13 protein-coding genes are annotated in these 13446 nt (G+C 70.5%); 6 read left to right on the forward strand and 7 right to left on the reverse strand.

Annotated elements, in window-relative coordinates; all coding sequences use genetic code 11:
• The 4 genes from ACTWPT_RS39860 to ACTWPT_RS39875 are packed head-to-tail and all read left to right on the forward strand — an operon-like array spanning position 1 to position 3804.
• Complete coding sequence (locus ACTWPT_RS39860; protein WP_443182707.1) at positions 1-1383, forward strand: acyclic terpene utilization AtuA family protein; 1383 nt, start codon at positions 1-3, stop codon at positions 1381-1383.
• The gene (locus ACTWPT_RS39865) at positions 1376-1711 is read left to right on the forward strand and encodes a DUF4387 domain-containing protein (RefSeq protein WP_443182708.1); all 336 of its coding nucleotides are present in this window, start codon (positions 1376-1378) and stop codon (positions 1709-1711) included. Before ACTWPT_RS39860 ends, ACTWPT_RS39865 begins: the two co-directional genes overlap by 8 nt.
• Positions 1701-3107: an MmgE/PrpD family protein gene (locus ACTWPT_RS39870; RefSeq protein WP_443182709.1), complete on the forward strand. Its 1407-nt coding sequence runs from the start codon at positions 1701-1703 to the stop codon at positions 3105-3107. The genes ACTWPT_RS39865 and ACTWPT_RS39870 overlap by 11 nt, the downstream gene beginning before the upstream one ends.
• A 13-nt stretch (positions 3108-3120) precedes the next feature.
• Entirely contained in the window at positions 3121-3804 is a 684-nt protein-coding gene (locus ACTWPT_RS39875; protein ID WP_443182710.1) for a hypothetical protein, read from the forward strand.
• Between the two features lie 12 nt (positions 3805-3816).
• Here the strand turns inward: ACTWPT_RS39875 and ACTWPT_RS39880 are convergent, their stop codons facing one another.
• The 6 genes from ACTWPT_RS39880 to ACTWPT_RS39905 form a co-directional block, all read right to left on the reverse strand.
• The gene (locus tag ACTWPT_RS39880; RefSeq protein ID WP_443182711.1) at positions 3817-6474 is read right to left on the reverse strand and encodes an FAD-binding and (Fe-S)-binding domain-containing protein; all 2658 of its coding nucleotides are present in this window, start codon (positions 6472-6474) and stop codon (positions 3817-3819) included.
• A 47-nt stretch (positions 6475-6521) separates the two neighbouring features.
• Positions 6522-6830 (reverse strand): hypothetical protein, encoded by a 309-nt coding sequence (locus ACTWPT_RS39885; RefSeq protein WP_443182712.1) that lies wholly within the window; start codon positions 6828-6830, stop codon positions 6522-6524.
• A 242-nt stretch (positions 6831-7072) separates the two neighbouring features.
• Complete coding sequence (locus ACTWPT_RS39890) at positions 7073-7834, reverse strand: multicopper oxidase domain-containing protein (RefSeq protein WP_443182713.1); 762 nt, start codon at positions 7832-7834, stop codon at positions 7073-7075.
• Positions 7762-8469 carry a multicopper oxidase domain-containing protein gene (locus ACTWPT_RS39895; protein ID WP_443182714.1) on the reverse strand — a complete coding sequence of 236 codons (708 nt, stop codon included), beginning with the start codon at positions 8467-8469 and terminating at the stop codon, positions 7762-7764. Before ACTWPT_RS39895 ends, ACTWPT_RS39890 begins: the two co-directional genes overlap by 73 nt.
• A 64-nt stretch (positions 8470-8533) precedes the next feature.
• Positions 8534-8866 (reverse strand): hypothetical protein, encoded by a 333-nt coding sequence (locus tag ACTWPT_RS39900; protein WP_443182715.1) that lies wholly within the window; start codon positions 8864-8866, stop codon positions 8534-8536.
• Between the two features lie 99 nt (positions 8867-8965).
• Positions 8966-10303, reverse strand: a complete 1338-nt coding sequence (locus ACTWPT_RS39905) for a lanthionine synthetase LanC family protein (protein WP_443182716.1) — start codon at positions 10301-10303, stop codon at positions 8966-8968.
• Between the two features lie 332 nt (positions 10304-10635).
• Between ACTWPT_RS39905 and ACTWPT_RS39910 the strand changes: the two genes are divergently transcribed.
• Positions 10636-11799: an acyl-CoA dehydrogenase family protein gene (locus ACTWPT_RS39910; RefSeq protein ID WP_443182717.1), complete on the forward strand. Its 1164-nt coding sequence runs from the start codon at positions 10636-10638 to the stop codon at positions 11797-11799.
• Positions 11800-11844: 45 nt separating this feature from the next.
• Complete coding sequence (locus ACTWPT_RS39915) at positions 11845-12750, forward strand: alpha/beta fold hydrolase (protein WP_443182718.1); 906 nt, start codon at positions 11845-11847, stop codon at positions 12748-12750.
• A gap of 2 nt (positions 12751-12752) precedes the next feature.
• On the opposite strand, the gene ACTWPT_RS39920 is transcribed toward ACTWPT_RS39915, so the two are convergent.
• Positions 12753-13373: a GntR family transcriptional regulator gene (locus ACTWPT_RS39920; protein ID WP_305915981.1), complete on the reverse strand. Its 621-nt coding sequence runs from the start codon at positions 13371-13373 to the stop codon at positions 12753-12755.
• Between the last annotated feature and the right edge of the window lie 73 nt (positions 13374-13446).

Below are 13446 nucleotides of genomic sequence, written 5' to 3' on the forward strand. Positions count from 1 at the left end.
ATGGACAGCGAACCCGTCAAGCCGGTCCGGGTCCTGTCGCCGAGCGGCATGCTCGGCGCGGGCTGGGACCACGCGACGATCGAGCGCGGCATCGCACTGGGTGCCGACGTCATCAGCATCGACGCCGGGTCAACGGACTCCGGCCCCTACTACCTCGGCTCCGCGACCCCCAAGACGACGGCCAAGGCGGTGGCACGCGACCTGCGCAGCCTGCTGACGGCCGCGTCCAGCGCGGGCATACCCGTGATCGTGGGCTCCTGCGGTACGAGCGGGACCGACAGCGGCGTCGACTGGGTCGCCGGGATCGCGGCCGAGGTGATGGCGGAGGAGGGCCTGGACCTGCAGGTCGCGCGGATCTACAGCGAGCAGAGCACGACCGGGTTGAAGGAGCACCTCGACGCGGGCCGGATCCACCCGCTCCCCCCATTGGGACAGCTGCGGGCCGAGACCCTCGAGAGCTGCACCCACATCGTCGGCGCGATGGGCCACGAACCGATCGTCGAGGCACTCCGGGCCGGTGCCCAGGTCGTGCTCGCCGGCCGTGCCACCGACACGGCGGTGGCCGCCGCCTACCCGCTCATGAAAGGGCTGCCCGCCGGGCCGACGTGGCACGCCGCCAAGATCGTCGAGTGCGGCGGCCAGTGCACCAGCAACCCGCGCGCGGGCGGGGTCCTCGCCACCATCGACGCCGACGGCTTCACCATCGAACCGCTCGACCCCGCGGTGTCGTGCACGCCGATCTCGGTGGCCGCCCACATGCTCTACGAGACCGCGAACCCGTTCGAGATGCGGGAGCCCGACGGCACCCTCGACGTTCGTGACGCGCGGTACACCGCGGTCGACGACCGGATCGTCCGCGTCGAGGGGTCGAGGTTCCACGTCGCCGACCAGTACACGATCAAGCTGGAAGGCGCCCGGATCACCGGCTACGAGACCATGTCGTTCACCGCGATCCGAGACCCCCTCATCCTCGCTGACATCGACGCCTGGGCGGACCTGATGTGCACGATGATCAAGCGGCGGGTGGGCCAGACGCTGGAGCTGGCGGACGACGAGTACGCCTTCGACCTGCGCCTCTACGGCCACAACGCGGTGCTGGACGACCTCGAGCCCGAGACCGGGCCGCCGCGGGAGGTGGGCGTGATGCTGGTGGTCAACGCGCCCGACCAGGCGACGGCCACGGCGATCGCCAAGGTCGCCAACCCGCTGATGCTGCACCTGCCGACGCCGGCGATGGACTACCTGCCGAGCCTCGCGTTCGCGTCCTCGCCGGCCGAGGTCGAGCGCGGCGCGGCGTACGAGTTCGTGCTGAACCATGTCGTCGACTGCGCCGACCCGACGAGCCTGTTCCGCATCGAGATGGGAAAGAACGCCGATGTCTGAGACCACCCTGGCGGACCTCGCCCACGAGGTCCGGTCCAAGAACGCGGGCCCGTTCTGGGTCACCATGGAGCTCTTCCTGCGCGACGCCGACGGCTACCGGATCGCCGCGGACGAGTCCTTCCTGAACGAGCGCGTGATCGCCGAGCTCTACCGGGTCGAGGAGAGCACGGTCCAGATGTTCCGGATCCCGTCGCTGAACGTCGTGAAGATCTCCTTTCCGCGTCCCATCAGCCAGGGTTCGCTCCGAGACCGCGACATGCACGCCGGCCAGCACCACGTCCCTCTCGCGCGCATGCCGATCAAGCGGCCAGCCGACCGTGATCGCTGACGACCTCGGTACCTGGGCGGCTGCGCTGCGTTTCGACGACGTCAGCGAGCACGCGATCCACACGGTCCGGCAACGCCTGGTCGACACCCTCGGCTGCGGGCTCGGCGCGTTCAACGCCGAGCCCAGCCGCGCGGCGCGACGTCTCGCACGTGCCCTTCCCCCGGGCCCGTCGACGGTACTGGGCACGAGGCACAGCGCCACCGCGGACGTCGCCACGTTCGTCAACGGAACGATGGTGCGCCACCTGGACATCAACGACGGCTACCTCGGGCTCGAGCCCGGACATCCCAGCGACAACATCGCGGCATGTCTGGCGGTCGCCGAGGCCGAAGGGCGCTCCGGCCGGGACCTCGTCACAGCCATCGCGCTCGCTTACGAGGTACAGGTCCAGTTGCAGGACGCCGCGAACCTCTACCGCCGCGGGTGGGACCACGTGAACTACGTGCTCGTGGCCGCCACCCTCGCCGCGGGCAAGCTCATGGGCCTGGAGGCTCGACAGCTCACCCAGGCGGTCAACATCGCCCTGAACGGGCACATCGCGATGCGTCAGGTCCGGGCAGGCGAACTGTCGTCGTGGAAGGGTTCCTCCGCGCCGAACGCCGCCAGGAACGGTGTCTTCTCCGCCTGGCTGGCCAGGGAGGGGTTCACCGGACCCGCGCCGATCTTCGAGGGCGAGATGGGGTTCATGCGACAGGTGAGCGATTCCTTCGTGCTGGAGCCACTCGAGTTCCCGCACACCTCCGGCAGCACGTACGCCGTGTCCCGGACGCTCACCAAACTGCTGCCGACCAACGGTGAGATGCAGACAGCGGTGTGGGCGGCGCTCGCCCTGCGCGAGAAGATCGCCGACCTCGACGAGATCGACCGCATCGTCATCGACACCACGCACATCGGCTGGACGATCCTGGGCAAGGACCCGGAGAAGTGGCGCCCCACCACCCGCGAGACCGCCGACCACAGCCTCCCGTACACGGTGGCCCGCGCGCTCGTCGACGGGGAGCTGACGGCGTCCTCGTACGATCCGGACGCGCTCACCGACCCCGCCGTCGGGGCGTTGATGGCCCGCGTCGAGGTTCGCGAGGACCCGGTTCTCACGGCGATGCTGCCGACCCGCATCCCCAACCGGGTCACCATCCGCCTCACCTCCGGCGACAAGCTCGTCCGCGAGGTCCACGACGCCCCCGGCGGCCACCGGACGCCGATGACCGATGAGCAGTTCGAGAAGAAGTTCGTGGCCCTGGTGGAACCGCTGACGACGGCAGCGCGGTGCAGCCGGATGCTCGACGAGATCTGGAACGTCGACCTGGCGCCGACCGTCACCACCCTCATGAAGACCCTGGTGGTCGACGACGAGCCCGATGGCGGACGAAACCAGGCTCCTCTTGCCTCGACCTGAAAAGGGAGATCTCGTGATCCGTCTCGAAGACCTGCCTGCCGCACACCCCGGCCGCCGGCTGCTGACCGGCCGTACACCGTTCTTCGCTGCGCCGACCGAACCGCGCTGCAGCTACTGCGCCTATGTCCCCAGGAGCTGGACTCCCGATGCCCGGATGCCGGTGCTGGTGGCCGTGCACGGCACCGGGCGCAACGTCGGCGCGTTGCGGGAGGCACTCATCCCCTTTGCCGACCGGCACGATCTCATCGTCGTGACACCACTGTTCCCGGCCGGCATCGACGATCCGGACGACGTGCACAACTACAAGGCCGTCGACGCCCACGGCATCCGGTTCGACCTGGTGCTGCTCGAGGTCCTGGAGCAGGTCCGGGTCCGGTGGAACGCGCGGGTGGACACGGTGATGCTGTGCGGGCACTCCGGTGGTGGTCAGTTCGCCCACCGGTTCCTCTACCTCCACCCGGAGCGGCTCGCCGCCGTCGCGGTGAGCGCGCCGAGAGCCTGGCACGGCACCGAACCACGGTCCGGAAGGTCGAGGTCCCGAGGGTGGGCCACGATGCCGCGGGGACGCAACCGCCGATCATCGACTTTTTCGACGACCTGCTGGCCGGCCACGCCTGATCCGGGGTGCGGACGGAAGCTTGTTCGCCCAGGCGCGACACGCCGTCAGTACAACTGTGGGGTAACGGCTTTCGCATGAGTGTCGTCAAATTCAGGCGGTGACCTGGTCGAGGAGTTCCAAGAGGTGGTGGTACGACTGGCCCGTCGCGCGGGTGAGGCCGAGTTCGCAGGTCCGGTTGACTGAAGCGTGCGCCGAGCATCCGGCGGCGGAGACCGAGTCGGCCTCGGCCTGGGTGGCCGACGCGGTGAGTTCGGGATGCAGCAGCCCACGGTCTCCGGCGAACCCGCAGCACTGCCAGCCGTCGGGGACGACGACCCTCTCGGAGACTGCCTCGGCCACGCTCATGACGGCGGCCTCCAGGCCGAGCCGGGTGGACGAGCAGGTGGGGTGGAGGGCCAGCGAGGGCAGGCGGTGCTTCACCTCCAGGCGAGGCAGGATGCGTTCCGCGGTGAAGGAGACAGCGTCCACGATTTGCAAACCCAGACGTTCGAAGCCCTCGGTGCACGAGGCGGCGTCGCTGACGACCGGGACGGTGACACCGGCCAGCGCCTCGGTCACCCGGCGCCGCATCTCCGCGTAGCCGTCGGCGTAGCCCTTGGAGGACCACGGCGTGCCGCAGCACAGACCGGCGATTGCGTCGGGTATGGCCAGCCGTACCCCGGCCCGCTCGGCCAGCCGCAGGAACGCCGCCATGACGCCCGGCCCGCCCGCGGGAGGGGCGAAGAGAGTGTTGAGGCAGGACGGCAGGTAGACGGCGTCCGGCGACTTTGAGGAGACGGGGCGGCGCCGGGTCCCGCCGCGCGGCAGGTCCCGGCTCCACTGCGGGATCCCTGGAGCCGAACGACTCAGGCCTTCCACGAGACCCGGCGGAAAGGCGGCGGCTGTGTCGAGTGCCAGGTTCATGGCCCCGGTGACGGTGCGCCAGCTTCGTGCGGCTGCCTTCCCGGCCTTCTGCGCGAGCCGGCTGTGCCGTTCTGCGCGCAGGCGCTTGGTCAGGTCGCCGGTGTTGATGCCGACAGGGCAGGCGGTGGCGCACATGCCGTCCACCGCGCACGTGTCCACGGCGTCGTAGCCGTACTCGCGCTCCAGCTCGCGCGCCAGCCGCTGGTCTCCGGCCGCCTGGGCGGCGGCCAACTCCCGCCGCAGCACGATGCGCTGGCGCGGGGTGGTGGTCAAGTCGCGGCTGGGACAGACGGGCTCGCAGTAGCCGCACTCCACGCACCGGTCGACCTCGGGCTCGACGGGGACGACGGACTTGAGGTCGCGCAGGTGCGCCTTCGGGTCGTCGGTGAGGAGGACACCGGGATTGAGCGTGCCGGCGGGGTCGCACAGGCGTTTGACCTCGCGCATCACGTCGTAAAGTTCGTCGCCGTACTGGCGGCGGACGAATGGCGCCATGACGCGGCCGGTGCCGTGCTCGGCTTTGAGCGTGCCGCCCCTGGCCAGGACGGCCTCGACCATGTCCTCGGTGAAGTCGGCGTAGCGCTGCAGCTCGGTGTCGAAGCGCTCGTTGAGCATGAAGTGCAGGTTGCCGTCCTTGGCGTGGCCGAAGACGACGCTGCGCTCGTAGCGGTGCTTGGCGAACAGCTCGGTCAGGTCGTCGCACAGGCAGGCCAGCTCCTGCACGGGCACGGCGACGTCCTCCAGAAGGGCGGTGGTGCCGCTGGGGCGGGCGCCGGCGACCGAGGCGTACAGGCCCTTGCGGATCTTCCACAGGGCGGCGCGGCCTGCGGCGTCCCTGCTGAGCCGGCCGGGTTCGGACAGCTCCAGTTCGGTGAAGATCTCGGCTGCCTGCTGCTCTCGCACGGCGAGCAGGTCGGCTTCCGACTCCTGCCATTCCACCAGAAGCGCGGCCTGCCCAGGGGTGCGCGCAACCCGCAGGGACTCCTCATCGAGCAGTTCGATCGCGGCGGGCCCCGCCTCGACCAGCCGGGGCACTGCGGCCATCGCCGTGCGCAGGTTGGGGAAGAGCAGCAGGCCGGTGGCGGCCACCGGGTGAGCGGGGACTGTGCGCAGCACCGCTTCGGCGACGAAGCCCAGCGTGCCCTCGCTGCCGACCATCAGGTGGGCGAGGATCTGCGCGGGTGATGAGTGGTCGAGGAAGCTGTTGAGCCCGTAACCCATGGTGTTCTTCAGCGAGAACTGGGCCCGGATCCGGCCGACGGAGTCAGGATTGCCCCTGATCCGGTCGCGCAGCCGTACCAGCCCTTGGGCCAGGTGGGGCTCCAGGGCACGCAGCCGCTCGTCGGCGTCGGGCGCCCCGGTGTCGACGACGGTGCCGCTGGGCAGCACCAGCGTCATGGATTCCAAGGTCTGGTAGGTGTTGGCGTGCGTGCCGCAGGTCATGCCGCTGGAGTTGTTGGCGACGACGCCGCCGATCGTGCACGCCGATTCGCTGGCCGGGTCGGGGCCGAGCTTGCGGCCGTACGGTGCGAGCCGGGCATTGACCTGCCGCAGCACGGCGCCCGGCTGCACCCGCACCCGGGTGCCGTCGCCCAGTACCTCGATGGCGCGGAAGTGGCGCCGGGTGTCGACCAGCAGGTGCTCGCTGACGCTCTGGCCGCTGAGACTGGTGCCGCCCGAGCGGAAGGTGAGCGGCAGTCCGGTGCGCAACAGGGCGGCGACCTGCACGGCGCTTTCCGGTACGAGCACGGCCTGTGGCGTGAGCAGGTAGTGGGAGGCGTCGTGTGCCATGCCGAGCCGGTCGCTCGCCCGCGACCGGGTGATGCCGGGGACAACGGCCTCCACCGCGGAAAGGATGGCGGGATCTGCCCGGTTAATCACGTTCGTACTCTCTATCGGCGCGGGTCAATGTGGATCTTCGGCCCCGGACCGGCATTCTCCGGTCGGCGTCTGGCCAGCACCTCAGCCGTCTCGGCGAGGCCGACCGTGGTCGCCACCAGGGGGCGGGCGTCCACTGAGTCGTCCGCGTAGGCCTCAATGGCGCCAGCCAGTCCGGCCGAGCCGCCGAGGATGCCGACGGCGGTGACGTCCCGCAGTGCCAGGTCGCGGGTGTCGAGGGTGTTCGGTGTCCCGGCCAATGTAGACCACGCGCCGGGCTGGTTCGACCACGTCGAGCGCGAGGGCGGGCAGGTCGGGGGCATTGGAGGCATCCACCACGGCATGCCAGGGCAGTGCCGGCAGGATTAGTGGAGCCGACCGCGGTGGCCCTGGTGACCGGTGTGTTAGTGGGCCGCCTGGCGGAGAGCGCAGTTCGGCAGGATGCCGCCGGGAGCGGCATGGCGACGCCTGGAACGGCGATCAGCCCAGGATGACCCAGGACATATTCATCACATGCTCCTTTGGGAGCAACCAACCGACTAGGCGCGTGTGCAGCGGCGTGCGGTCACTCGGGGATCCGGTCCTCGGTGTACGGGGTGGTGACGCCCGCGTAGCCGAGGTGCATGACCATGCCGTCCGAGCCGTGCTTGAAGTTGTGGCAGTGGTCCATCCAGATGCCCGGGTTGTCGGCCGTGAAGGCGACCTCGAACACCTCGCCCGGCGCCACGTTGAGCGTGTCGGTCCACCACGGGCTGCCGGTGGCCGGCACGCCGTTACGGGACAGGACGCGTACCCGGTGGCCGTGCAGGTGCATCGGGTGATCGATGAGGCTGCGGTTGGCGATGCGCACCTTGACCCGGTCCCCTTCGCTCACCATCAGCATGGGAACGGCGGGGTAGAGCCGCCCGTTGATCGAGCTGCTGACGTAGTTGAACCCGCCCATGGCGAAGCCGAATCCGTCGTCCAGCCTGAGGTCGAAGGCGCGGTCGTAGCGATCTTCACCTGTAGGGGCGGCGGTGCCGTACGTGAGGGGGTCGAACAACGGTCCCGTGCCGAGCGCGACCGGCGGGGCCGTGCCGCCGGGGCTGAAGGCCAGTGCGGCGGTGTTGGGGATCTCGTTGACGTCGATGGACAGGGTCACCGTGGCGTCGGGCATGGTGAAGGCGAGGTCGTACCGTCCGCCGGCCGCCAGCAGGAGGTCCGTCCCCGCGGTCAGCGACGTCGCCCCCTGGATCGGGTTGCCGTCGATGGCTTTCACGGTGTACGGCGTGCCGCCGACGTGGATGCGGTGCGGCTCCTCCGAGCTGTTGACCAACCTGAGCAGCACCGGCTCCCCTGCGGCGACGGCCTCGCCGGCCGGCCTCCCGGTATGACGGCCTCCTGGGTGACGCCGGGCACGCCGTCCTCGGCGTTGGGCACGTCGACGCCGTGCCAGTGCAGAGTCACGCCCTCCTCGACATCGGTGTTGATCAGGGTCACCTCGACGAGCGAGCCCAGCCGTACGCGGAGTTCGGGGCCGGGCGCCTGGCCGTTGAAGGTCAGCGCGTCGATCTCGCGGCCCGAGCCGAGCCGGATCTTGCCGCGTGCCGCGGTGAGCGTGAAGCGCGCGTCCGGCGTCTTGTCGCGCGGGCCGGTGAGCCGATCAACGGACATGGCCTGGGGAGCGTGGTGCGGCATGGGGCCGGTCCCCCAGTCCATCGGCCCGCCGTGATGGCCGCCGGCGTGCGCGGCGACGGCGTTGGCCTGGTACGCGAGGGCCAGGACCACGGCGAGGGCGAGCAGGTACACGGCGGCCGCCCACGGCACGCGCGCCAGGCGTGCACCGCCAGTGCGCCATCTGCCCACCAGGGCAGCCAGCCGGACGGCCGGCACCGAGACGATCAGCTGGATGACCGGGTCGAAGGGGATGAACAACCACACGGCCGACAGAAGGACACCGCCCGCGGCGGCATGAGCGGACACGACGGGGGCGTGACGGCGATGGCCAGCAGCATGTCGGTGAGGAAGAGGGGCTCGAACATCGGGGTCAGTCCCACAGCGCCAGCGCGATCAGCAGGGCCGCCACCGGCACCAGCAGCCACGGCTCGGCCAGCACCAGCAATGCGGTGAAGACCAGGGCGAACCACGCCAGGCCCTTGGCCGCCCGCCGCTTGGCCTTACGCTTCCCGCTCTTCTTCCTCGCCTTCTCGCCGCCTTGCTGGGCGTCTCCCATGGCGGGGGCATCCGCTTCCAGGGCCACGGGCGCATCGGGCGCCAGGGTCTCGGGCGCGTCGCCCGCCAGCGCCGTGAGCGCGCCGGCTTCCAGGGTGGCGGACGCGTCCTGGGGGATGTCGGTGAGGGTCTCCTGCGGAGTGGACATCGTTTCCTCCTTAGCTCGTTTCGTGCCACCACAATGGCGAAGGAGCGGGAGGACTCGCGTCGGCGACAATCACCTACTCTCCGCGAATCGGCAGTCTGGTCAGGCGTCGCGCAGCCAGGCGGACGGCACCGGGATGGCGGGGAACGGGTTGTCGGGCAGGAGGATGACCCGGCGTGCCTGTCGCGGCTGGAGGGCGGCGTCGAGGTGCAGCAGGGCCGCGCCGATGCCGGCCGCGCCGACCATGTAGCCGGTGTCCGCGCTCACCTCACCGGGACGAAGCCGCCGGTATGCCTGGTACCAGCGCAGTCCCCGGCCGTCGTGGTCGCTGGCGCCGCCGATGAGATGCTCGGCGAGCCCCTGCGCGAAGGTCAGGTAGGCGTCGTTCCCCGTCTCCGCCCACAACCCGACGAACAACTCCAGGAGCCCGGCGGTGCCGCAGCACTGGCAGGCCACGTTCCAGAACCCGGCCGTGCTCCGCCCCGGGACACCGCTCTGCACGATGCCGCGGGCCAGCCGCTCCACCCAGTCGAGGTGCCCCCGGTCGCCGGTCGCCCGGTACAGCTCGTAGAACATCCGCGCCACGCCTGCCGAGCCCGAGCAGAATCCGAGGTAGTGCAGGCCGCGGCCGTGCGGCACGTGGTGCGGGACGACGGCGCACTTGCCGGTCACGACGCTGACCTCGCGGACGAAGCCGGCGCCCCGGCCGGCCGCCTCCAGGAAACGCCGGTCGCCGGTGAGGGCGTACAGGCGGGCCAGGAGGAAGGCGGTGCCGGCCGTGCCGGCGAGGAAGCCCGGAGTGACCGCGTCCATGGGTAGGTCGGGGCAGTCCCCGAAGCGGTGGCCAGGGACCGCGAGGGCGGCGATGCGCTCCCCCGCCGCCACCGCCGTCTGCTCCAGGCCGGGCATGCCCAGGGCGGTGGCGGCGCGCAGCAGCCCGAGCACGATCCCGCCGTCGCCGCGCTGGGCGGGGTCGCCCGTCCAGCCGGGGCCGCCGTCCAACGGGCGCGCCGCGCGGACGATCCGCTCGGCGGCAGCCCTGGCCTGTTGCTCCAGGTTGTCGTCACCGAGTGCCCAGCCGGCCTCGATGAGTGCCACGACGGTGCCGGTCAGGCCGTGGTAGAGGGACAGGTCGGCCTGCTCACGCCAGGTGGCCGCGAGGCGCCGCGCCCCTTGCCCGGCGTCGTCCAGGTAGGCCTCATGCCCGGTCGCCGCGGCCAGCTCCAGGAAGAACAGCACGATCCCGGCCGCGCCGGCGTAGAGGGAGGCGGGCTCGGCGGCGCTGAGCGCCGAGCGTCCACGGGCGTCGGGGTTGGCGAGCCAGGTACGCCCGTGCGCGTCGTCCACGGCGGCGGCGCGGATCCACCGTCCGGCCAGGACGGCGGCGGTCAGCGGTGTCTCGGCACGCTCGCTGGGCGAGCGGGTGGTGTCCAAGCCCATGCTCGATTGTCCCACACTTCTGGTAGGGAAATGGGCGAACGCTTCTAGCGCCGATACCAGTATCGCCCATGACCTACTCGTCCGGATGATCCCCGAACGCGGTGACCGACAGGAAGCGGATGGGCAGCTCCACCAGTTCTTGCGGGCCGTGCGTGCCTGCCCCGTCGAGTTTTCCCCGTGCTGCTGAATTCGACGGCGTTTCCTGTCAGGAGAATTGCGCCTCGGCCTTACGGGGACACTTGACTTCCATGACTGCCGGCTCTGGACAACGGGGGGCGTACGTGATCTGACGGAGTTAGAGCGTCGTCGATCACGAACAGGAGCACCTGCACATGAGCGAAACGCCCCGACTGCACACCGCCGGCAGCACCATGCTGGACCGAGCCCGCGACCTGCGCCCGCTGATCGAGCGGGAGGCGGACGCGGCCGAGGCACAGGGCAGACTCACCACGTCCGTCGTGGACGCCCTACACGAGGCGGGATTGTTCGGTATATCGGTGCCCATGCCGCTCGGCGGCGCCGAGCTGTCCCCCAGGGAACTGCTGGCCGTCTTCGAAGAGCTCTCGTACGCCGACCCCTCGACGGGGTGGGTCGTCATGGCGACCACGCTGGAGAACGGCACGGCCGGCGCCTACCTGGGCGACGACGCCGTCGAGCGCATCTTCAAGGGTCCGCGGATGCCGCTCTTCGCCGGCCAGGGCACGCGCCCGGGCACCGCCGTGCGGGAAAACGGCGGATTCCGGCTCAGCGGGCAGTGGAGCTTCGCCTCGGGCATGCTGCACGCCCAGTACGTGCACAGCCTGGCCGCCATCGAGGGCACCGACGACGTCCGGATCTTCATCACCCCCATCGAGGACGCCAAGATGCTCGGCAACTGGGACGTCCTGGGCCTGCGCGCGACCGGCAGCATCGACTACGCCATCGACGGAGCCTTCGTACCGGAGTCGCAGACGCACGTCTTCACGCAGAACGAGCCGCTGCGCGGCGGCGCGATCTACCGGCTCGGCGTGCTCGACCAGGCGCTGATCTGCCACTCCGGCTGGGCCATCGGTGTCGGCCGGCGACTGCTCGACGAGCTGAGCCGCCACGCCGTGGCGCGGGCCGGGCGGGCCGGCCAGATCGCCGGCAGCGACGCCTTCCACGCCGACTTCGCCCGTGCCGAGGCGAGGTTCCGCGCGGCGAAGGCCCTCGTGCACGAGACGTGGGACGGCGCGGAACGCACCCTGGACTCGGGCCGGGTGCTCGACGTCCGCGAGGAGACGATGGTGCGGCTCGCGCTCAACCACGTCACGTCGACGCTCGCCGACGTGGCCCGATTCGTCTACGCCTCCGGTGGCACCTCGGCGCTCCGCGATGGGCTGATCCAGCGGCTCTTCAGGGACGTCCACGCCGGCACCCAGCACATCACCTCGAGCCCACAGGTGCTTCGGGAATGCGGCCGCGAACTGGCCGGCCTGGCTCCGGACCAGTCCTGGATGGTCCTCGCGCTGGAGTGAGCATGCCCCTTCCGGGGAGAAGTTAGGCATGATATACAATATTTCATGCACCAGAATTCGGCCTCTCGCGTGAGCTACGCCGTCGCCGATGACGGCACCAGGCTTCACTGTGAGGAGACCGGGACCGGCTTCCCCCTCCTCTTCATCCACGAGTTCGCCGGTGATCACCGCAGTTGGGAACCTCAGATCCGGCACTTCTCCCGTTCGTACCGTTGCGTCACCTACGCCGCCCGCGGATACCCGCCGTCCGACGTGCCGCCACGGCCCGAGCAGTACTCGCAGGCCCGTGCCGTGGCGGACGCGATCGCGATACTCGACCATCTGGGCATTGACCGGGCACACGTGGTGGGTCTGTCGATGGGCGGGTTCTGCGCCCTGCACCTAGGCTTGCGCCACCCGGAGCGGGCGGCGTCCCTCGTGGTCGCCGGGTGCGGGTACGGCGCCCAGCCGGAGCGGCAGGCAGGCTTCCGCGAGGAGTGCGAGGCGATCGCCACGGCCCTGGAGGCCGAGGGCGCCGAGGCCTTCGCCGCGCGCTACGCGCAGGGCCCCGCGCGGGTGCAGTTCCAGAACAAGGATCCCCGTGGCTGGGCCGAGTTCGCGCGCATGCTGGGCGAGCACTCCACCCCGGGCTCCGCGCTCACCATGCGCGGGGTGCAGAAGTCCCGCCCTTCGCTGTACGACCTGCGCGAGGAGCTCGCCCGACTGACGGTGCCCACGCTGATCATGACCGGTGACGAGGACGAGGGCTGTCTGGAGCCGGACCTGATGCTCAAGCGCACGATCCCCACGGCGGGCCTCGCCGTCCTGCCCAGGTCCGGTCACACCCTCAACCTGGAGGAGCCTGAGCTGTTCAACCGGACCGTGGGCGATTTCCTCGCGGCGGTCGAACGCGGCGCTTGGGGGCGGCGTGATCCGCGCTCGTTGTCGGCGAGCACGACCGGCATCAAGTGAGCTCAGGGAGCGTGATTGTCCAGGTGCGCCGCGCCCAGAATGTGCTCGCGGGTGACCTGCGCCGCCCGCGCGCCGTCCCGGGCGCGGAGCGCGTCGATGATCTGGGCGTGCTGTCGCGTGGATTCCAGGTGCGTGCGGAGCACCCGGGGGCCTTGCGGCATGGACTGCCAGAGCAGTCTCATGATCGCGAGTAGCAGCGGGCTGCTGGCGGCCTCGTAGATCATGTGGTGGAAACGGCGATTGAGGTCGGCGTAGCGGGGATCCCCGTCGGGGATGCCGGCCAGCTCGGCGTTGAGCTCTTCCAGCCGTTCGAGATCGGCCTCGCCGATGCGGGGGGCTGCCAACTCGGCGCCGAGGGACTCCAGCGCCGCGCGGATCTGGAAGTTCTCCTCGGTCGCGCCCTTGTCGGCCTCGCTGACCGTCGCCCCCTTGTGCAGGTCGCCGCGCACCAGCCCTTCGGACTCCAGCCGCTGCAGCGCCTCCCGCACGGGCGTCTGGCTGACTCCGAACCGCTCGGCCAGATCGCGCTGCCGCAGCGGGGAGCCGGGCCGCAACTCGCCCGCGATGATCAGCTCGCGGAGAGTGGCGGCCACCATGTCGGTCTTGCTCGTGTACGTCGCCACGCTGGTGTTTCCTTCGTTGATGCGCCCGGTGGGCGAGGCGGCCGCGATAGATTGTATATGAAATGTAAAGTCC

The sequence above is a fragment of the Nonomuraea sp. 3N208 genome, assembly GCF_052245935.1.
Lineage (GTDB): Bacteria > Actinomycetota > Actinomycetes > Streptosporangiales > Streptosporangiaceae > Nonomuraea.

Excerpts from the sequence above, each read along its gene's own strand:
- ACTWPT_RS39885 (WP_443182712.1), bottom strand. The coding sequence starts at position 6,830 with ATGCCCCCGACCTGCCCGCCCTCGCGCTCGACGTGGTCGAACCAGCCC.
- ACTWPT_RS39905 (WP_443182716.1), bottom strand. The coding sequence starts at position 10,303 with ATGGGCTTGGACACCACCCGCTCGCCCAGCGAGCGTGCCGAGACACCG.
- ACTWPT_RS39860 (WP_443182707.1), top strand. The coding sequence starts at position 1 with ATGGACAGCGAACCCGTCAAGCCGGTCCGGGTCCTGTCGCCGAGCGGC.
- ACTWPT_RS39910 (WP_443182717.1), top strand. The coding sequence starts at position 10,636 with ATGAGCGAAACGCCCCGACTGCACACCGCCGGCAGCACCATGCTGGAC.
- ACTWPT_RS39915 (WP_443182718.1), top strand. The coding sequence starts at position 11,845 with ATGCACCAGAATTCGGCCTCTCGCGTGAGCTACGCCGTCGCCGATGAC.
- ACTWPT_RS39865 (WP_443182708.1), top strand. The coding sequence starts at position 1,376 with ATGTCTGAGACCACCCTGGCGGACCTCGCCCACGAGGTCCGGTCCAAG.
- ACTWPT_RS39900 (WP_443182715.1), bottom strand. The coding sequence starts at position 8,866 with ATGTCCACTCCGCAGGAGACCCTCACCGACATCCCCCAGGACGCGTCC.